Source organism: Microbacterium hibisci (genome assembly GCF_015278255.1).
GTDB classification, from domain to species: domain Bacteria; phylum Actinomycetota; class Actinomycetes; order Actinomycetales; family Microbacteriaceae; genus Microbacterium; species Microbacterium hibisci.
In genome coordinates this window covers 60,757-80,238 of record NZ_JADIJC010000001.1, presented here as the reverse complement: position 1 = coordinate 80,238, position 19,482 = coordinate 60,757, and the positions used below count along the sequence as shown (strand labels likewise).

Annotated in this window: 18 protein-coding genes and 1 pseudogene; 2 read left to right on the top strand and 17 right to left on the bottom strand. The window is 70.0% G+C overall.

The annotated features are described in order from the left end of the window. Window positions 1-401 precede the first annotated feature (401 nt). The 4 genes from IM770_RS00385 to IM770_RS00370 form a co-directional block, all read right to left on the bottom strand. Entirely contained in the window at window positions 402-845 is a 444-nt protein-coding gene (locus IM770_RS00385) for a DUF2809 domain-containing protein (protein WP_307785323.1), read from the bottom strand. Continuing rightward, a complete protein-coding gene (locus tag IM770_RS00380) occupies window positions 842-1,411 on the bottom strand; it encodes a mismatch-specific DNA-glycosylase (RefSeq protein ID WP_203579174.1) in 570 nt (189 codons plus the stop codon). Before IM770_RS00380 ends, IM770_RS00385 begins: the two co-directional genes overlap by 4 nt. 49 nt (window positions 1,412-1,460) lie before the next feature. Next, the gene (locus tag IM770_RS00375; protein WP_203579173.1) at window positions 1,461-1,814 is read right to left on the bottom strand and encodes a hypothetical protein; all 354 of its coding nucleotides are present in this window, start codon (window positions 1,812-1,814) and stop codon (window positions 1,461-1,463) included. Between the two features lie 80 nt (window positions 1,815-1,894). Then, window positions 1,895-2,599: a lipoyl protein ligase domain-containing protein gene (locus IM770_RS00370; RefSeq protein ID WP_203579172.1), complete on the bottom strand. Its 705-nt coding sequence runs from the start codon at window positions 2,597-2,599 to the stop codon at window positions 1,895-1,897. Between the two features lie 108 nt (window positions 2,600-2,707). Between IM770_RS00370 and IM770_RS00365 the strand changes: the two genes are divergently transcribed. Continuing rightward, window positions 2,708-4,036, top strand: a complete 1,329-nt coding sequence (locus IM770_RS00365) for a flavin monoamine oxidase family protein (RefSeq protein WP_203579171.1) — start codon at window positions 2,708-2,710, stop codon at window positions 4,034-4,036. A gap of 53 nt (window positions 4,037-4,089) precedes the next feature. Here IM770_RS00365 and IM770_RS00360 read toward each other — a convergent pair whose 3' ends face one another. Genes IM770_RS00360 through IM770_RS00350 form a run of 3 tightly spaced genes read right to left on the bottom strand, consistent with a single transcriptional unit; the run spans window position 4,090 to window position 9,741 of the window. Then, entirely contained in the window at window positions 4,090-7,449 is a 3,360-nt protein-coding gene (locus IM770_RS00360) for an ATP-binding protein (protein ID WP_203579170.1), read from the bottom strand. Next, window positions 7,446-8,276 carry a DUF4194 domain-containing protein gene (locus IM770_RS00355; RefSeq protein WP_372430621.1) on the bottom strand — a complete coding sequence of 277 codons (831 nt, stop codon included), beginning with the start codon at window positions 8,274-8,276 and terminating at the stop codon, window positions 7,446-7,448. Before IM770_RS00355 ends, IM770_RS00360 begins: the two co-directional genes overlap by 4 nt. Continuing rightward, window positions 8,269-9,741 (bottom strand): DUF3375 domain-containing protein, encoded by a 1,473-nt coding sequence (locus IM770_RS00350; RefSeq protein WP_203579169.1) that lies wholly within the window; start codon window positions 9,739-9,741, stop codon window positions 8,269-8,271. Before IM770_RS00350 ends, IM770_RS00355 begins: the two co-directional genes overlap by 8 nt. A 551-nt stretch (window positions 9,742-10,292) precedes the next feature. Between IM770_RS00350 and IM770_RS00345 the strand changes: the two genes are divergently transcribed. Next, the gene (locus tag IM770_RS00345; protein ID WP_203579168.1) at window positions 10,293-10,727 is read left to right on the top strand and encodes a hypothetical protein; all 435 of its coding nucleotides are present in this window, start codon (window positions 10,293-10,295) and stop codon (window positions 10,725-10,727) included. 126 nt (window positions 10,728-10,853) lie between these two features. Here the strand turns inward: IM770_RS00345 and IM770_RS00340 are convergent, their stop codons facing one another. The 10 genes and pseudogenes from IM770_RS00340 to IM770_RS00295 form a co-directional block, all read right to left on the bottom strand. Then, the gene (locus IM770_RS00340) at window positions 10,854-11,324 is read right to left on the bottom strand and encodes a hypothetical protein (RefSeq protein WP_203579167.1); all 471 of its coding nucleotides are present in this window, start codon (window positions 11,322-11,324) and stop codon (window positions 10,854-10,856) included. Window positions 11,325-11,542: 218 nt separating this feature from the next. Beyond that, window positions 11,543-12,028: pseudogene (locus IM770_RS00335) on the bottom strand (relaxase domain-containing protein); the annotation flags it as partial. Between the two features lie 251 nt (window positions 12,029-12,279). Beyond that, window positions 12,280-12,906 carry a 3-hexulose-6-phosphate synthase gene (gene hxlA / locus IM770_RS00330; protein WP_203579166.1) on the bottom strand — a complete coding sequence of 209 codons (627 nt, stop codon included), beginning with the start codon at window positions 12,904-12,906 and terminating at the stop codon, window positions 12,280-12,282. Window positions 12,907-12,929: 23 nt separating this feature from the next. Beyond that, window positions 12,930-13,502 (bottom strand): 6-phospho-3-hexuloisomerase, encoded by a 573-nt coding sequence (gene hxlB / locus IM770_RS00325; protein WP_203579165.1) that lies wholly within the window; start codon window positions 13,500-13,502, stop codon window positions 12,930-12,932. Window positions 13,503-13,531: 29 nt separating this feature from the next. Beyond that, window positions 13,532-14,800: a Glu/Leu/Phe/Val family dehydrogenase gene (locus tag IM770_RS00320; RefSeq protein ID WP_203579164.1), complete on the bottom strand. Its 1,269-nt coding sequence runs from the start codon at window positions 14,798-14,800 to the stop codon at window positions 13,532-13,534. A gap of 135 nt (window positions 14,801-14,935) precedes the next feature. Further along, window positions 14,936-16,252: a flavin-containing monooxygenase gene (locus tag IM770_RS00315; RefSeq protein ID WP_203579163.1), complete on the bottom strand. Its 1,317-nt coding sequence runs from the start codon at window positions 16,250-16,252 to the stop codon at window positions 14,936-14,938. 181 nt (window positions 16,253-16,433) lie between these two features. Continuing rightward, window positions 16,434-17,078, bottom strand: a complete 645-nt coding sequence (locus IM770_RS00310) for an amino acid ABC transporter permease (protein WP_203579162.1) — start codon at window positions 17,076-17,078, stop codon at window positions 16,434-16,436. Continuing rightward, window positions 17,078-17,719, bottom strand: a complete 642-nt coding sequence (locus tag IM770_RS00305) for an amino acid ABC transporter permease (protein WP_203579161.1) — start codon at window positions 17,717-17,719, stop codon at window positions 17,078-17,080. Before IM770_RS00305 ends, IM770_RS00310 begins: the two co-directional genes overlap by 1 nt. 1 nt (window position 17,720) lies before the next feature. Then, window positions 17,721-18,506, bottom strand: coding sequence for an amino acid ABC transporter ATP-binding protein (locus IM770_RS00300; protein ID WP_203579160.1), 786 nt, complete (start codon window positions 18,504-18,506; stop codon window positions 17,721-17,723). A 56-nt stretch (window positions 18,507-18,562) separates the two neighbouring features. Continuing rightward, on the bottom strand, window positions 18,563-19,432 hold the full coding sequence (locus IM770_RS00295; protein ID WP_203579159.1) for a substrate-binding periplasmic protein: 870 nt from the start codon (window positions 19,430-19,432) through the stop codon (window positions 18,563-18,565). Window positions 19,433-19,482 lie beyond the last annotated feature (50 nt).

The following is a 19,482-nucleotide window of genomic DNA, read 5'->3' as shown; positions in this document are numbered from 1 at the left end:
CGCCGCCGAGGCGTTTCGTCTGCGGGCGCTGGGGCACCCTCCGCTCAACGACCGGAAACCGACCCATCCCACCGGCCGTTGAGCGAGCGAGGAACGAGCGAGACGAAACGCCCTCAGCCCGCCCGCAACACAGACCCCGATCGCACCCCATCGATCCCGGGCGTCCGCCGCCGCCGAGGCGTTTCGTCTGCGGGCGCTAGAGCGCCCTCCGCTCAACGGCCGGAAACCGACCCATCCCACCGGCCGTTGAGCGAGCGAGGAACGAGCGAGACGAAACGCCCTCAGCCCGGCCGCAACACCGGCCCAACCGCCGAGGCGTTTCGTTGCGGGCGCTAGAGCGCCCTCCGGCTCAACGAGCGGCGGCCGTTGAGCGAGCGAGGAACAAGCGCGACGAAACGCCCTCAGCCCGCCTTCAGCACCGACCGACGGAGAGCCGCGTCGACCGCTGCCGCGAGCGCGATCGTCACGACGTAGACGACGAGGTCGCGCGGGTCGAACACCGTGCCGAGGACGAGCATCGCCGGAGGGAAGGCCGCGCCCCACGCGAGGGGCAGGCCGGTGAGCTGGAACAATTCGACCGCCACGCACCACGCCGCGGCGATGCCACCTGCGGCAAGCGCCCCCATCCGCGGCGCGAGGATGACCACCGCGAGGTAGGCCGCGACGGCGTACAGCGCATCGCCCGCGATGTCGCTCCCCGCGGAGTCTGGAAGCACCGCATGCACGAGGAGACCCGCGCCGACCGTCGCGAGCAGCAGGAGCGAGGCCACCAGCCGCCGCCGACGGCCAGGCCCTCGCGCTGGCGCCGTCGCCGCACTCGCCCCTTCGCCGGCCTCAGCGGTCACGGGATCACTCCCGCCGCGCGCGCCGGTTCAGCGTAGGCATCGGCGAGCGTCGCCACGGTGACGTGCGCGTTCAATCCGCTCGGGTTGGGAACCACCCACAGTTCCGCGCCACCGAGCCGCTCGGGCTGGCGTCCGGCGCGGGAGCGAGGACGGCCGAACCCCTGGCGGTACGCCGTCAGGCCCAGGATCGCCACCACGCGGGCTCCCCAGCGCGCGGAATCCTGCTCCAGCCGATCCGCCCCGTCGCGCAGTTCGGCGCGGTCCAGCTCGTCCGCGCGCGCGGTCGCCCGCCGTACGATGCTCGAGATCCCCACGCCGGCGTCCGTCAGCATGCGGCGGTCGACCTCCGCCATTCCGTCGTCGTCGATGCGCGGAAGCCGCGGGATGATGCCCGCCGCGACCAGGGCCGGGTAGAAGCGATTGCCCGGATGCGCGAACGGCACGCCCGTCGCGGCGGTGTAAAGCCCCGGGTTGATGCCGACGAGCACCAGCTTCGGGTGCTCGGGCATGAGGTCGGTGATCGTGCGCCCGCGGAACGACTCCAGCTCGGCGCGCGTGAAACCCATACGTTCAGTCTCGCGCACGCCGGCACGGATGCCGCTCCGCGGGCTCCGATCAGCGCGTCGCCCCGCGGGTCTCCAGGCGGAAGTCGTTCGACCGTGACCCGTCCGCGCGGTCGGTCTCCTGGAAGACGAACTCGAGTCCGCGTTCATCGAACGCGGCGAACCACTCGTCCCAGGTGATGGTGCGCAGCTCCTCCAGGTCGTTCCCGAAGTCGAAGTCCAGGCGGAGCTCTCCGACCCGGCCGTCGTGCTCCGTGCCCTCGACGGTGGCCGGGGAGGCGTGGCGGTCCTCCGCCCAGGCCCGGATCACCTCGTGGTCGGCGGTCGCGGTGTGGGGTGCGGCATCCGTCCCCGTCGTCGTGACGTCGGGGTCCAGGGGTTCTGCGTCGCGTGCATAGTCGCTCATGGCGTCCTCCTCTGCAGTCCTTCCACACTGCGCCGCCGGCGACGAGCTGTGCAGGGGGTTGCCGCCGCGCGCAGACCGCGCTAACCGCGAGCCAGTGCGTCGACGAGCGCGTCCTCGACGAGCGCCCGCGGCACGTCGGCCGCCTCCACACCGAGAGTGCCGAACGTCGCGGGGTCCCAGTCCAGACCGAGCGCCTCGTTCACCGCGAGAAGCACGTCGGTGAAGCGCTCCACCCCCGCGAGCGGCAGCATCCCGCTCAGCAGCCTCGCTCCGCGCACGGCCCGCTGCGAGGTGCCGATGAGCTTGACGGCGCCGCGGGCGTTGACGCTGAACTCGCCCGGACAGTACTCGCCAGGCACGTCCCCGACCCGGGCGTCGACGCCGAGGCCGCGCAGCGCGCCGGTGAGGGCGTTGCCGATGTCACGGAAGAAGCGGGCTTGATCGATCGATCCCTCCGCCTCCCGCACGACGACGTCGAAGACGATGCACGTCTCGTCGTAGCCGACGGCCCGCCCGCCCGTCGGACGGATGACCGGCGTGAACCCGCGGGCGACAGTCGACCGCCGAGCGCTCGCGAACCCCGGCAGGCGGCTCTCGCGCCGGCTCATCGCGACGGTCGCGACCGGCGCGTACACACGGACCACCCGCGGCTGCGTGATCGTTCCCGCGGCAACCGCGCGCAGGAGCTCGACGGACCGCTCGAGGTCGGTGGCGGCATCCGCCCGCTCCTCCTGACGGATGACGAGCGTCGATCCGTGCGCCGAGCGCGGGGCGGGCGAGGTCATGCGCCCAGACTCTCATGACCGCGCCGCGGTGCCGGCCGATGCCGACCCACGCCGCGGAAACGGTAGCGTCGGAAGGCGCGGCGCAGCGCCGCACCGGAAGGCGGACCCATGGACCACTTCGACACGATCGTGATCGGCGCGGGCGTCGCGGGTCTCACCGCCGCGCATCTTCTCGTCGAGGAGGGCCGCGACGTGATCGTGCTCGAGGCGCGCGACCGCGTGGGCGGTCGGGTGTCGACCGACCGCCGCTTCGGGCTGACGACCGACCTCGGCGCCTCATGGATCCACGGCATCACCGACTCACCCGTCGCCGCCGCGGCGGCGGCTTTCGGCATGCCCATGGCCGAGTTCACGGTCGGCGGCTACCAGTCCGACAGCCGCCCGATCGCGTACTACGGACCCGACGGGACGCGATTGACGGATGCCGCGACCCGCGCGTACATCGCCGACATCCACGCCGTCGACGCGGCGCTGATCGACGTGGTCGCGGCATCCGCCCCCGACGCCTCGTATCGCGATGTCACCGAGGCGGCGCTCGCGGCTCAGGGCTGGGACGACGAGCGCACGCAGCGCGTGCGCGAATACCTGGAGCACCGCTCCGAGGAGCAGTACGGGGCGTGGATCGACGAGCTCGCGGCGCACGGACTCGACGACGACTCCATCGACGGGGACGAGGTGGTGTTCCCCGACGGCTACGACCGCCTTCCGCGACGGCTCGCCGAGGGGCTCGACATCCGCCTCATCCACGTCGTCTCGCGCGTGCAGTGGTCGTCGGAGGGCGTCGTCGTCACGACGGACCACGGCGTGTTCTCCGCCGACAACGCGATCGTGACCGTGCCCGTCGGTGTGCTGCAGTCGGAGGACTTCGTCATCGAGCCGGCGCTCCCCGAGCCGATCGCGGGAGCGCTGAGCCGCCTGAGGATGAACGCGTTCGAGAAGGTCTTCCTGCGGTTCCCGACGAAGTTCTGGGACGACGGCGTGTACGCGATCCGGCAGCAGGGCCCCGAGGCCAGATGGTGGCACTCGTGGTACGACCTGACGGCGCTGCACGACACCCCGACGCTGCTGACGTTCGCAGCCGGCCCCGCCGCTGTCGAGACGTGGGACTGGACCGAGGACGAGATCGTCGAGTCGATCCTCGAGCAGCTGCGTCGCCTCTACGGCGATCGGGTCGAGAAGCCGACGTCGGTGCACGTCACCGACTGGCAGGACGACCCGTGGTCTCACGGCTCGTACGCCTTCATGACGGTCGGCTCGACCACCGCCGACCACGATGACCTCGCGACGCCCGTCGGCGGCGTGCTCCACCTCGCCGGGGAGGCCACCTGGACCGACGACCCCGCGACGGTGCCGGCCGCCATGTTCTCGGGGCACCGCGCCGCCGAGAGGGTGCTGGGCCGCGAGATCCCCATCGAGGGCGTCTGGCTGAGCCGCTGAGCCGCCGGCACCGACAGCGCCGCCGCCGCTGAGCCGCTGAACCGCTGAGCCGGCTACGCGGGCTGCTCGGGCAGGCCGACCTTGAGCTTCGCCCAGGAGCGGCCGCGGGTGTCTTTGAGGATGTCGTACTCGACATCGACGTGCGGCTCGATCGCGCTGTACTTGTCGTTCGGCGCGCCGATCACCAGCTGGAAGCCGAGTCCGCGCCACGCGCCGATCGCGCGCTTGGTGAAGTGCGCGTCGGCCTTGATGAGCGCCTCGTCCATGAACACCGGCGCGTAGCGCGGACGCTCGGCACCGGCATCCCCCAGCTGGTATCTCAGCGCCGCGCCCACGATGAACGCGATGAGCTCCTGCGACTCTCCGCCCGACTTCTCGCCGATGTGGTCGTAGAGGGCCACGTGCTCCTTCGTCGTCGCATCGATGCGCTCGGCGCTGACCCGCACGTGGTTGCGGACGTCGACAAGGTCGCCGAAGTCGGGCGCGGAGCGGCGCATGCGGCCGATCAGGCGCGTCATGCGGCGATACACGTGCTCGCGATCCTCATCCGACGCGGCCGCGTCGATGAGTCCGCGCACCTCGCGCAACTCGCGCCGGAATCGCTTGCGCGGCTCGGACTGGTTCTCGCGCGTCGTGATCTGCAGACGGTGATCGTCGACGTAGAACGGCAGGTCCTGCATGATCTCGTTGATCGGCTCGATGCGGTCGCGGATCTCGCGCAGCGAACGGCTCAGCGTCGCGTCGAGGTTCGTGAGGTCGTTTCCGGACAGCTTCAGCAGGCTGTCGCGCCAATCCGCCTCGAGCTCGTGCAGCCCGCTGGTCTGCAGCGCCTCGAGGATGCCCTCGAACTCGTCCAGCGAGGAGTCGGGATCCGCCAGCAGGTTCGGATTCGGCCAGCGCTCGAGGAACCCCGTCATGATGCGGCGAACGGCCTCGCGCTGCTCGACGTGTGCGGTGACGGCCGACGACCGCTCTTCGTCGAGGCGCTGCGCGGCTGACGCGAGCGCCGCGTCGAACCGGGTGAGCACCACCGACGGGCTCGCGGCGGCCGCGGTCTCGCGCAGCGTGAACCGCGCATCGAGGAACCCGCGCTGGTCGTCGTCGAGCTCGCGGTCGTCGTCCTCTGCGGCGTCGATGATCGACTGCGTCGCGTCGACGTCGTCGGTGACCTCGCCCCAGCGCGCCTCGATCCGCTCACGCTCCGACTCGGTGCGCCCGATCTCTTCGCGCAGACTCGCCGCCTTGCCCTTCGCGGCGGCGATCTGTCCCTGCAAGCGCGCGATCTCGGGATTGGATGCCGTCACGTCGGCCTGCACCGCCATCCAGCGGTCGCGCTCCGCCATGACCGCGTCGAGGTCGAGCAGATCCCACGTCAGGTCGCCGATCTTCGAGTACACGGCGAGGCGTGCGTCGACGGCATCCAGTGCCTCTTCGGCCGTCTTCGCCGCCTCGGTCGCCCGCTCGACACGAGCGCGCGCGGTCTCGAGCCGGCCGGCGAGCACGTGCAGGCGGCGCTCGTTCGAGAAGCCGAGCACGTTGTCGTGGCCGTGGCCGCCATGCGCGCCGCGATTGCCGTCCGACATCTGGCCGGTGATCGTGAGCGCCCGGCGATGCTTCGACAGCTCGCGCGGCGCATCGACGCAGACGAAGCCGAAGCGGTCGTCGAGGCGCTCCTGCAGCCAGCCCGTGAACGGACCGGCCTGGTAGTCCAGGCGTCCCGGCAGCGTGTCGGCGTCGCGCCGGGCGTTCGCATCGAGTCCGGTGTGCACGCCCTCGTAGCGCAGGCGCGCCGGCGTGCGCACCGCGTCGATCGCGGCGCGGAACGCGGGAAGGTGGGCGACATCGATCAGCAGCGTCGTGGCGAAGCCGCCCAGCGCGAGGTTGAACGCCTCGCGCCACGGTTCGAACTCGGTGCGCACCTCGACGAGCTCGCCCACGAACGGCAGGTCTTCGGGGTCCAGGCCCGCCGCCCGGGCGAGCCGCTCGCGAGACTCGTGGAGCGCTCGCGGGATGTTGTCGCGCCGACCGGCGGCCCGGCGGAGTTCGGCCTCGAGCTCGGCGACCTCGGCCTCCGCCGCCTTGACCTCCAGCGCGGCGTCCGAGAACGCGTTGCGCGCGCTGCGCTTGGCATCGGCATCCGCCAGCCCTGTCCGCGCCCTCGCGACGAGCGCGTCGAACTGCGCTCGCGCCGACACGGTCTCATCCAGAGCGCGCAGGTCCTCGTCGAAGCGGATGCGGTTCACCTGGACGATCGACAGGCGCCGCTCCACCTCGCGCAGCTCGCGCTGCGCGGTCTCGAGGCGATCGCCGCCGGACTGCCGCAGCACGTCGGACAAGCCCTCGCGCTCGGCCTCCGCCGCATCGGCGAGCGCGCGCTTCTCGCGCAGCGCGACGTCGGCGGTGCGCTTGCTGTCGCGCAGTTCGCCCTCGACCTCACGCAGCAGCTCGAGCCGCCGGTTCGCGCGCCACAGGCTCGCGAGCGAGCGTGCGTCCGAGAAGTCGCCGATCTCGTCGATCAGCCGCACCCGCTCGGCGGCCGTGGCGATCTTCTCGCGCAGGTCGCGCAGCGGCTCGAGCGTGCTCACCTGCTGGCGTGCCGTCAGCATGCGGGTGCGCGTGCCCTCGAGCTCGTCGAAGTGCGCCACGACCGCGTCGGCGGTGGCCATCGTCTCGGGCTCTTCGAGCACGAGGCGCTTGTACAGGTCGTCGACCGTCGTGATCTGCTGGCCGGCCTGGATGCGTGCCAGCAGGCTCATCGCCTTCGAGCCGGCGCCGGCCGCGCCGATGCCGAGCACCGCGTGCAGACGCGCCGAGAACTCGCGGTCGGTACCGTGGGGGTCGAGACCCACCGACCGCAGTGCCGTGTCGGTGAAGCGCTGCGGCACGGCGCGCTCCAGTGAGCTGAGATCGAACGCGGCGTCGGCGGTCGCCCGCACGCGCACGGTGTCTTCGAGCACACGTGCACCGGCCGGGATGTACCACGCCCGCACCGCGGTGAACCGCGAACCGTCGTGGTCGAGCCAGGTCATCGCGACGGCCGTCCACGTGTCGACGCCGTCGCCCCGCAGCACCCGCATCTTCGTGCCGTCCTCGGTGCGCGACTCGTCGAGCTTGCCACGGCCGTACGAGAGGATGTTCCGCTGCTCGTCGCCGCGCGGGCGCCCGGTCACTCCCCCGTTCGAGGCGCCGTTGAAGGGCGTCGTGTGCGGCATCATGAGGGCGATGTAGGCGTCCATCAGCGTGGACTTGCCCGATCCCGACCCGCCGCACAGGAGCGTCGCCGTCGGCGAGAACCGCACGCGGTGCGCCCCGTCGTAGCCGCCCCAGTTCACGAGCTGCAGGTCTTCGGCCAGCCACTGCTGACCCCGGGATGCCGCCGGGATGAGCCCGAACAGCGTGTCGATCATCGTCACAGGACAGACTCCTCGAGTTGCGGCTCCGTGCGCTCGACGTCCGCGTCGGGCTCGGTGTCGACGTCCGCGTCGCGCTCGGTGTCGACGTCCGCGTCGCGCTCGGTGTCGACGTCCGCGTCGATGTCGGCGTCCTCCAGTTCCGGAAGCGCCTCCTGCCGCCGCAGCCAGTCGCGCAGCTCACGCAGCTTCTCGGCGCTCAGCACGATCTCAACCAGTGGGCTGATGCGGAACCGACCCACGGACTCCTCGTCGACGATGCCGTCGCGGTCGAGGCGCTCCATCGCCTTGCGGATCGCGCGCTGCCGGCGCGCGGTGTCGCCGTCGGATTCCGCGAAGTAGCTCAGCACGGTCTGCTCGACGTCCTCGATGTCGACGCGCGCCGACGACTCGCCGACCGCCGACTCACGCTGGTACACGGTCCGCAGGTGCACGAGCACCAGCGTCTCGGCGCGCGAGTACGGCGAGTCGCGCAAGAGGATCGGCACGTCGAACTCGTCCGACCGCACCTGCTGCTTGTAGGCGACGCCGCGGTCGTGGTCGACCACGAGCCGCACGAACAGGTCGTTCAGGCGCGACTCGATCAGCTGCTGGTTGTCGAGCAGCAGCTTCCAGGTCTCGCGGTGCCGGTCGGCCTGCACGAAGCGGCGCTGCAGCAGATGCACCAGCACGCGGCGCACGTCGGCGTCGAGCACGCCGCGGTCGCCGGGGAACAGTTCATCGGGGTCGTCCTCCATCGACACGGGGTCGATGAAGGGAGGGATGCCGGGGGCCTCGGCTGCGGCATCCCCCTCCGTCTCGGAGGCGGTGTCTTCGGCCCTGTCAGTCATCATCGCTCCCTCTCGAGGTGCGGGCGGTCACGGCGCCGAACGCGAAACGCCGGGTTGTGCCGTCCGGGCGGAGGGCTTCGACGACCGACACGGTGTCGCCCTCGCTCATGCCGTTGCGGTGGGCGATCTCGAGCAGGCCCAGCAGGTCCACGGGGCGGCGCGTCTCGTCGTCGGTGCCCTCGAACGCCGCGGCGAGGTCGAACTCGCCGCCGAGCCCGGCGACATAGGCCTCGAGCTCGACGTACCGTGGTCCGCCCCACGCGCGGGTGTCGGCATCCACGAACTCCGCGTCGTCGACCGTGCCGTCCAGCGCAGCGGGCATGCCGGGCGGCCGGATGTCGCTCACCGACTGCCGCAGGTGGCCGACGCCCGCCATCGGCAGGCTGCGCACCGGCTCGACCGGCGCGTCGGACGACGAGCTGGCGGTCCACGCCTGCAGGCCCGCCATGACGTCGCGCAGCAGGTCGTCGACCTGCCGGTCGCGCACCGGGTCGTGCGTGCGCACCTGGCCGGTGATCACGTGCGATGCGCGGCGCTGAGCCGTCAGCACCTCCAGCACGCCGAGCTCGACCCGGCGGCCGATGGCGTCGAGCTCGGCGCGCTGCTCGGCGTGCATCAGGCGCGTGAAAGGCTGCGCCAGCACCGTGTGCAGCTGCTCGGCGAGATCGTCGATGCGCTCGGGGTCGCCGAGCAGGCGCAGCGCACCCGCGAACGCGCGACCCTCGGGGGTCGACTGCATGACGTGCTGGCCACGCTCCAGGTACTCGCGGAGCACCTCGCCGGTGGGCCGGACGTCACGACGCAGGTCGGCGACGACGTCGCGCTGCATGGCCTTGATGGACTCGGCCACGCGCGCGAAATCGGCCGGCAGCTCGCGCGCCAGGTGGAGCACGTTCTCGGCCGCTTCGAGCAGCTGCTCGTCGTCGACGGGCGCGGTGCCGTCGGCCTGAATCCGAAGAATCTCGGCGTCCAGCGCGTCGCGCTCCGCGGTGAGCCGGGCGATACGCGCCTGCGGGTCGGTCTCGGAATCGGCCGCCAGTCGCTCGACGGCCTCGAGGAGCGTCCGCACGCGCGAATTGGACACGCGCGTGCGTCCGCCTCCGGTGCGGCCCGTGATCTCGAGTGCGCTCACGGCGTGCGCGGTGAGGCGGTACACCTCGACGTCGCCGTCGATCTGCGGCGCCAGCCAGCCCACGCGCACCCAATACCGGCAGATCTCGCGCGCGGTGCCCGAGGGCAGCACGCGGTCGTCCTCGTCGTAGCCGGCTGCGCGCAGCTCATCGAGGATCTCGGAGATCTCGGCGTGCGCGTCGGAGACGGCGACGGTGGGGCGATCGACGGTGAAGACCACCGAGAGCGCGGCGACGACGAACGGCGCGTGGCGACCGTGCAGCAGGTCGAGGGTCGGCGTCTTGAACGCGGCGAGCGCTCGCAGATATGCGGCCTCAGCGCGCGTGTTCCCCATCGGATCCAGCGTAGTCGGCGGCAAGGCCCTCGCTGTTCGCGTGGCGACCTCCGGGCGCGCCGCACTCGGGGATCGCCCGGCGAGGAGGGCGCACGAAGAAGGCCCGGAACCTCTTGCGAAGTTCCGGGCCTGTCTGTCGGGATGACAGGATTTGAACCTGCGACCCCTTGGAGAGTTCGGGCGATTTCCGACCCCATCCGGATGTCTTGGGAACCCTCGAGTTCCCTTGTGCTGACAGGGAACCGGACGGTTCGAGTTTTCCGATTGTATCCGGTTTCCTCGGGTCGTCCCTGGGTGATTGAGGTGGCAAATAGATGGCCTGCTCCCCCGCGACGCAGCTCCTTCACCCCTCTGGCAACACGGACTTCACACCCTCGCACTACCGATCTCGGACCACTCGCCTGCGAGCGCGAGGTTCAGCTCGCAGATCGCCTCGTCGCGCCACGTGCTCGAGCGAAGCGGGGCCAGCAGAGATCGCCTCAGTGTGGCTGTCCGAGACCGGTGAGCGGTCGCGCACCTTCTCTATGGAGAAATAGAGATGAGGGCTTCAAATGAACAGCATCACCACGACGGCGAAGTCCATCGCGACGGAGTCGTCGGTCGCGCCACCAGTCGAGCGGCGCTGGATGAGCATCGTCTTCTTGCAGGGCGAGGAAGCTGACACCGCGCTCGACATGATCGACCGGAATGGACCCGAGGCGGCGATCCATCATCTGTCCCAATGGGACTACGGCGATCAGACCAGGGATGCCGCGCTGGTCAACGGATACGTATACGACGAGATTCCCCAGAGTCCCACTGACCGCGTCATCCGCGGCGACGGATCAGGATACGCCCTGACCTATAACCGTCACTTCGGGTACGTGGCCCTCCTGCGTCACTTCGATCCAGTTCTTGAGGGCGCGTTGGAGTCCATGGCACCACCGGCGCGCTTCGGATTTGAGAGACAACGAACTGCACGCCGCTCGTACGGACTCCGCCTGTGAATCTCACCGACGATCCCTATTCGCGCAATGCGCGCTGAGGGGAGGTCTGCGAGCGTGCAGCCCCCGGGCCGCGACGGGGCATTTGAATCTGGACCAGTCCGACTCGGCTTGCTACCGCTGTCCATGTCAGGTGACGGGTGCCGACGAATCGCGCCGGCGCACGAGGCGCAACACGATGCTCGTGAGCAGCAGAATGACCGCGGCCGGGATGGTGCCAGCGGTCATCACGGAGATCGAGATGACCGGGGGAAGCGGTGTCGCGATCAGGATCGCACTGGTCGATCCGCTCATCATCAGCCCGGCCGCGACCGCACACCAGCCGAGCGTCGCGAGGATGGGAATGACACCGAGTGCACGTTGCCGGCCCCGGGCGAGGACGATCCCGCCCGCCGCGACGAGCGTCATCCAACCGAGCAGCGAGGCCACACCGATGACGACGCCGATGGTGCCTTCGGTGCGGTCGTAGTCGGAGACCCCGAGTGCGACCATGACGACGCCGAACATGAGCAACAACGCAGCGAGTGACGTCAGCGCACCGGCGTCGGTCCAAACCGTCGCCGCGCGCGCAGGTCGGATCGACGGCGCGGTCTCTGTCACGAGATCACCCTAGGCGCATTTGCTCCCGACCAGATCGATCCGCTTGCGAGCACTCGCGCGATGACGCTCGGCTATCGCGCATCCGGAATCCCCGCGGGTTATGGCGGCAACGACGCCGACGGCGAGTCATCGCGAAGCCACCAGCTCGTCCCGTCCGCATTCGAGAGCTTTCGTGCGTTCTAGCCGTTCTCTGCCTCGTATCGAGAATCAGCCGCGTACTCCACCGACTCGAGCACGTCGTCGATCGCCTTATGGTGCGCGGCGGAGATCGTGGTCTGCGTGTTGGCATCGGCGACAGCCCACAGGACGGAGGCGGACTTCGGCAGGGAGAAGGTGAAGTCATAGCCGGCGACGGCGCGGCGCCGGGTGGGCGCAGGGGCACCTGCGCTCGGACGATCTGGGCTCGCCTCCGATGCTGCGTACTCGGGGTAGGCCCGGCCGAGCGGAGCACCCGTTCCGGGATCGCGACCCATTCCCAAGAGCAGCTCGAGTTGTGCTTCGGATACCCGTGACCCGGCGTCGATCCCGCCGTCGGCCAGCGCCGGCAGTCCGCCACCGAGCCAGCGTCCTGGCGGCGTGCCTGCCTCGGCGTAATAGCGGGTCAGCGGCGTTGATAGCGGTCGATCACCGTCCGCGGCGGCAACGGTGCGGAGGAGGTACTTGTAGCCATCCCCCGCACTCATCACCCGCATCGACACCGACACCCGGCTCCGCCTCTCCTCATACGAGAGGTGGTGCCCGCGCGCCCGCGTCAGCGGGTGCGCGCCTCGATCTGCAAGACGTGTGGACCTCGGCATGCTCGAACGGCGGTGTCCCAACTTTTCTGATCCGTAGACAAGCGGGATACGACGCGGATTCCGTGTGATTCCGCGGATTTCATGGCCGAGTGCACACATACGTGCACGCATGCTGACATCGATCGGGGCCGGGCGCTGCGCACCCGACCCCGCGCGGATCACGCGGTGATGCCGGCGCGAAGGAGCGCCGCGGCCTCAGCCACGTTGTCGGCACTGTAAATCGCGCTGCCGGCCACGGCGATGCGCGCACCCGAGGCCTGCACCGCACCGATGCTCGAGACGTTCACACCTCCGGCGACCGAGAACGGCACTCCCCCGGCCTCACCGTCGCGCAACAGGCTGTCGAGCGAGTAACCGGGCTGAGCCTGCTCATCGAGGCCGGCGTGCATCTCGACGAACTCGGCGCCGAGGCCCACCACCTCCTTCGCGCGGGTCGGCTTGTCGGCGACGCCGATGAGATCGACCACGACCCCCTTGCCGTGCTTCTTCGCCGCCTTGACAGCGCCGGCGATGGTGCTGTCGTCGGCCGAGCCGAGAACGGTGACGAGGTCGGCACCGGCGCCGAACGCGATGTCGGCCTCGAGCTCTCCGGCATCCATCGTCTTCAGGTCGGCGAAGACGACCTTGTCGGGGTGCGCCTGCTTGATGGCGGTGATCGCGGAGAGGCCCTCGCTCTTGATGAGCGGGGTGCCGAGCTCGAGGATGTCGACGTGCGGCGCGGCCTGCGCGGCGAGCGCGAGCGCGTGCTCGGTGGTCAGGGTGTCGATGGCGAATTGCAGCTTCATAGGGTTCCTTTCGTTTGCTGCGGTCATTCGAGGTTCGCGTGGCGGGGCCACAGGTCGTCGGCGGTGGCGCCCGAGGCGAGCCACAGCGTGTGGAAGACGGCGTCACCGATCACGACGACGGACTGCTCGAAGAGACTTCCGGCGTACTGCGCCGAGGCCGCTCCGGAGCGGTCGAGCTTGCCCGCCGCCGGCACCACGACGGTGGCGGCGGATGCTGCCGCCAGCGGCGAGTCCGCGTTCGCGGTGATCGCGACCACGCGCGCGCCGGCGGAGACCGCGTTCTCTGCCGCTCGCACGATGCCGCCGGTGGTGCCGGAGCCGCTCGCGGCGAGGAGCACGTCGCCGACGCCGATGGCGGGGGTCGTGGCGTCGCCGACGATGTGGACGGTGAGACCGAGGTGCATGAGGCGCATGCCTGTCATCTCGAGCGCGAGGCCGGACCGGCCGAGCCCGAGCACGAACACGCGGCGGGCACCCTGGATTTCGGCGGCGAGCGCGGCGATTCGGTCCGCGCGCTCGGATGCGAGATGGCCGATCACGCCGCTCAGCTCGTCATCGATGAGCTGCAGGGCACGCGCGTTGGCGGTGGGTGTCATGGACGAAGGACTCCTTGCGGGGATGGTGATCACGGGTACAGGCCGCGCAGGCGGTGGGCGTCGGCGACGCGCTCGACGGCGATCACGGTCGCCGTCTGGCGGAGGGAGCGTCCGGTGCGCTGCGACTGGGTGTGCACGTGCGCCCAGCTCTCCGACATCCGTTCCCGGAGGCGCTCCTCGACCTCGCGGCTCGTCCAGCGGTAGGCCTGATTGGCCTGCGCCCACTCGAAGTAGCTGACGATGACGCCACCGGCATTCGCGAGGATGTCGGGGACGACGACGATGCCGCGCTCGCGGAACACGTCGTCGGCTTCGGGCGTCGTCGGGCCGTTGGCCCCTTCGACGACAATGCGCGCCTGGACGCGGTGGGCGTTGCCGGCGTGCAGCACTCCCTCCACGGCGCACGGTGCGAGCACGTCTACGCGCAACTCGAGCAGCTCCGCGCCGTCGATCGGCTGGCCGCCGGCGAACCCGACCACCGATCCGGTGCGGGCGACATGCGTCTCGAGGGCGTCGATGTCGAGCCCGCCGTCAGCGTGGAGCGCTCCGTACTGGTCGCTCACCGCGACGACACGGACTCCGGATGCCGCGAGCAGGCGCGCCGCGCCGGCACCGACCTTCCCGAAGCCCTGCACCGCGGCGGTCGGGCGATATGGGAGCAGCCCGTAGGAGCTCAGCGCCTCGAGGGCGACCACGGTCACGCCCACGGACGTGGCGTCGGCGCGGCCGAGGGATCCCCCGAGCGCCAGCGGCTTACCGGTGACGGTGCCCGGGAGGGTGACGCCGCGGCCGGTGGAGACGGTGTCCATGATCCAGGCCATGGTCTGCTCGTCCGTGCCGATGTCGGGTGCCGGGATGTCGCGCTCGGGGCCGATGAACTCGCCCAGCTCGCTGGCGTAGCGGCGGGTGACCCGTTCGAGCTCGGCCTGCGAGTGCGATCTCGGGTCGATCGTGACGCCACCCTTCGCCCCGCCGTAGGGGATGTCGACCAGCGCGCACTTCCACGTCATCCACATCGCCAGAGCGCGCACCTCATCGAGGTCGACGCCGGGGCTGAAGCGGATGCCGCCCTTGGCGGGGCCGCGCGACAGGTTGTGCTGCACACGGTGGCCCGTGTACAGCACGATCGACCCGTCGTCGCGCCGCAGTGGCACGCTGACGGTCATCTCGCGGCGGGGCCGGGCGAGCATCTCGTAGAGGCCGTGGTCGAGCTCGAGGTACGCGGCGGCGTCCGAGAGCTGGCGCCGCGCAGAGGCGAGCGGCGAGGTGATGATCGGGATGGGGGCGGTGAGCGTCATTGCAGTTGCCTTCTTCGTATCGATCGGATCGGTGGGTCTGACAGGCGGGCGTCGGTCAGTCGTAGCCGAGGACGACGACAGCCTCGGTGATGGGGCCCCACTGGTCCTCGATCGCCGACGCGTCATGCGGGTCCATCACGCCACCGCCTCGGGCACCGGGTGGCTCTCGCGGGCTTCCGTCTCGCGGGCGGCGGCGAAAGCGTCGAGCAGCCGCTCGGTGTCGGCCATCTGGTCGTTCCAGATCGCGCGCACGATGTCGATGCGGTGTTCGTCGTCCTGCAGGCCACCGAGGTACGCCGCGACGCCGGCGAAGCCGCCGTCGGCCGCCTCGTGCAGCGCGATCATGCGGATGGCGAGCTTCGCCTGCACCCCGTAGACCGGGATCTGCGGGCCTCGCGGGGCCGCCATGCCGATGTAGTAGAGCTTCTCGAGGCCCTTCGGGACGACGCCTCCGGCGTAGCGGAGCGGCGCGCCGTAACGGCGCTCGACGAGCTCGTCGGCCAGGAACGGCAGGCTCGAGTGGAAGCCCGTCGCCCACAGGATCGTGTCGTACTCGCGGGCAGTGCCGTCGGTGAAGTGCACGGTGGCGCCGGCGATGCGCTCGATGCCGGGGCGCACCGTGACGCGGCCGTGCTGCAGCCAGTAGAGCAGCAGGCTGTTGACGACCGTGCTGCCCTCGGCGAGGGTGCGGTGCTTCGGCACGGGAAGTCCCGGGTAGTCCTTGGCCTCGCCGATCGAGACGCGAGCCAGCAGCCGCGAGATGAGGTCCTGCTCATCGGGCGCGAATTCGGCCAGCCAGGCGACCTCCTGCCGCGGGACGCCGAAGTACGACTTCGGCTGGAAGTAGGTGCCCTCGCGGATCACGATGTCGACGTCGTAGCGGTGCTGGGCGGCGTCGACCGCGAGATCGCAGCCGGAGTTGCCGGCGCCGACGACGAGCACGCGCGTGCCGTCGATGTCGCCGGTGTTGCGGTACGACCCGGAGTGCACCTGCGTGCCGGTGAAGTCGGCCGCGACCGCGGGTGTCTTCTGGTCCCACAGGTGCCCGTTGCCGACCAGCACGCCGTCGTAGTCGATGCGCTCGCCGGTGTCGAGGGTCACGGTCCAGCCGGCCGATCCGACGGGGCCGTCGGTGGCGATGGGCGTGACCGAGACGACGGCGGTGTTGAACCGGATCACGTCGTAGAGGCCGTGGTGCCGGGCGTACGACTCGATGTACTCGCGCACCTGGTCGCGGCGCGGGAAGTGCGGGTAGCCGGCCGGCATCGGGAAGTCCTCGAAGTGCGTCATGTCGCGCGAGGTGATCAGGTGCAGGGCGTCGTAGTCGGTGTGCCAGTGGCCACCGACCCGGTCGGTCTTCTCGAAGCAGTCGGCTTCGTACCCGGCCTGGCGCAGCTGCTGCAGGGCCGAGATGCCGGCGGCGCCGGCGCCGATAACCGCGTAGCGGGTCATGTCGTTTCCTTCGTTTTGGGGTGTTCGTGCTTGTGAACGACGTTATGAGCGTGTGTGGCAGAGGGAAAGACTCAGTCTCTGATGAGAGATCAAGGTTCTTCCTATGGTTAGTTCGAGGTGGGAAACACGGATGCCGCACCCCGCCCGAGCGTTGGGGTGCAGCATCCGTGAACCGGCGTGTTCAGGCGTGCGCGCGCGACAGACGACGTTCGACGCCCACCGACAACCAGGTAGCGGGGACCGCGATCGCGGCGTCGATCAGGCCGGTGACGGCGTACACGGTCAGGTACTCGAAGGTGATGTTGCTGATCTGGTATGCCTGGCTCATCAGTTCGTTGACCGAGATCGAGTAGGCGAGCGATGTCGCCTGGAACGACATGATCGCGAGGCCCATGAGCGCCGGGATCGCCGATCTCAGCCCCTGCGGCAACACAATGCGTGTGAACGATGTGGAGCGGGGAAGCCCCAGAGCGGACGACGCCTCGGTCTGCCCGCGCGGCACCGACTGGATGCCGGCGCGGATCATCTCGGACGAGTACGCGCCCGCCGAGAAGGTAAGGCCGATCACGGCCGCCCTGAAGTTCTCGAACAGGATGCCGAGGGCCGGGAGTCCGAAGTACACGATGTACAGCACGACGAGGGCCGGGATGCCGCGGCCGATCTCGACGACGATGAGCGCGGGCCAGCGCAGCCACGGCCGCACCGAACTCACCCCCAGCGCGAAGACGAGGCCGATCGCGTAGCCGAAGACGACGGAGAGCACCGTGAGCTGCAGGCTCACGACGAGTCCTTGAAGGAGTCGCGGGAGGTATTCGACGATGTCCATCACTGCGCCTTCCTCAGTCGCGTATCGAGTCGTCGCGCCGCGATCGCGATCGGGATGCTGACGATCAGGTACACCGCCGCGGCGATGAAGAACGGCAGGATGCCGGCCGTCGCGGGGTTCTGACGGGCGAACATGTTCGCCGCGAACACCATGTCGGCCACCCCGATCGTGGAGGCGATCGACGAGTCCTTCAGCAGCGACAGCAGGAACGTGGTGATCGACGGGAGCGCGGTGCGCAGCGCCTGCGGCGCGAGGATCCTGCCGAACGTGGTGCGAGAGCCGAGGCCGAGCGCGGCCGCCGCTTCGCCCTGCCCACGCGGGAGCGTCGTGAAGCCGCCGCGGTAGATCTCGGCGAGGTAAGCGCTCGAGATGATCCCGAGGCCGATGACTGCGGCGGTGAGCGAGTCGAGCCGGATCGAGCCGATCTGGACTCCGAAATAGATGAGGAACAGCCAGACGATGGGCGGGATGCCGCGGACCAGGTCGACGACGAAGCGGACGGTCGCGCGCAGCGGCGCCCACTTCGACCGCAGGCCGAGCATGATCGGGATGCCGCCGATCGCGCCGATCACGAAGGCCAGGGCCGTCACGAGCAGCGTCATCGGCAGTCCCATGAGGACGGCGAGCAGTGCGTCCTGCATGTCAGCGATCCAGCACGGCGCTGAGGAAGCGGCGGGTGCGCTCCTCGCGGGGGTCGGCCATGATCCGGGCAGGGTCGCCCTCCTCGATGATGTGACCGTCAGCCATCACCACGAGATGGTCCCCCACGTCGCGGGCGAACGACATCTCGTGGGTCACCACGATCATCGTCATGCCCGCGTCGGCGAGCTCGCGCATCACCGCGAGCACCTCGATGCCGACCTCGGGGTCGAGCGCGCTCGTGGGCTCGTCGAAGAGCATCGCGCGGGGGTCGAGCGCGAGCGCCCGGACGATCGCGATGCGCTGCTGCTGGCCGCCGGAGCACCGGCTCGGGTGCTGGTGAGCCTTGTCCTTCAAGCCGACGCGCTCGAGCAGCGTCAGGGCGCGGGCCTCGGCCTCTTCGCGACTGCGGCCGAGGATTTTCTCCTGAGGGAAGGCGACGTTTCGCAAGACCGAGAAGTGCGGGAACAGGTTGAACGATTGGAAGACCATGCCGACCTGCCGGCGCAGCTCGAGCAGCTCTCGGTCCTTGACCTTGCGGCCGGCCTCGATGGTCTGAGTGCCGACGGTGATGGTGCCCTTGTCGGGCGTCTCCAGCAGGTTGACGCAGCGCAGCAGCGTGCTCTTGCCGGAGCCGGAGGGGCCGATCAGCGCGGTGACGCTGCCGGGTTTGACCGAGATGGAGATGTCGTCGAGCACGAGGTTGTCGCCGTAGCTCTTGGACAGGTGCGAGATCTCGACACCCGCATGGGCGATCGCGTTGCTCTGGGTGATCAGTCCGGGGTTCATGGGGACTCCTCGGGAATGGTGCCGGGCGCCGGCATCTCGCCGGCGCCCGGATCCTGTCAGCGGATGGAGGTCTCGGCGACGTCGGCCGGTACGAGCAGGCTGGCCGGGAGGTCGTAGTCGGCCAGCACCTCCTCGAGCGTTCCGTCCTCGCGGAACTGGTCGATGTACTCGCTGATCGCATCCGAGAGCGCGGTGTTCTCCTTGGCGATGGGGAACGCGATGATCGGCATCGAGGTGGTGATGCCGATCCGCTCGTCGACCTCGGCCGGCTCGACCTTGTAGTCGGTGCCCGCGTAGGCGACCGTGGCGACCGCGTAGCCGTCGAGCGCGGCCTGGATACGCCCGCTGACGAGGTCCTGCTTGGTCTCGACCGTGCCCGGGTAGGTCTTCAGGTGGTCGCCGAGCACGGCGCTCATGTCGCCCTCCCACGAGAACCCGGCGACGCTGCCGACATCGCCGGCGGACTCCAGCTCGGTGACCGTGGTGAGGCCGTCCTTGGAGATGATGCCCATGCTGTCGTAGAAGGTCGGGGCCGTGAACCCGACCTGCTCGGCGCGGGCCTCGGTGACGTACCAGCCGCCCGTGATGAGATCGGCCTTCTTCTGCTCGCTGATCATGGGGATGCCGTTGGCGTACGTGATCGGCACGAATGCGACGTTCAGGCACTCGGCCGCCGCGATCTTCTTGACGAGGTCGATCTCGAGCCCTGCCGCGTCAGACCCCTTCGTCTGGGTGTAGGGCAGGTTCTCGGGGACGCCGACGGTGAGGGTGCCGGCGGTGTAGGTGGTGAGGCCGTCGTGGGCGGGCTCGCAGCTCGCATCGACGGTGGATGCCGACGCGTTGGCGCATCCGGCGAGTGCGAGGCCGGCGAGGCTCAGGCCGGCGATGGCGGCTGACATTCGGCGCGGGAAGGTGCGGGTGTTCATCGGGTTCTCTTCTCTGTGGGGGTGGTGCTGTGGGTGCGGGTGGTGCGGGT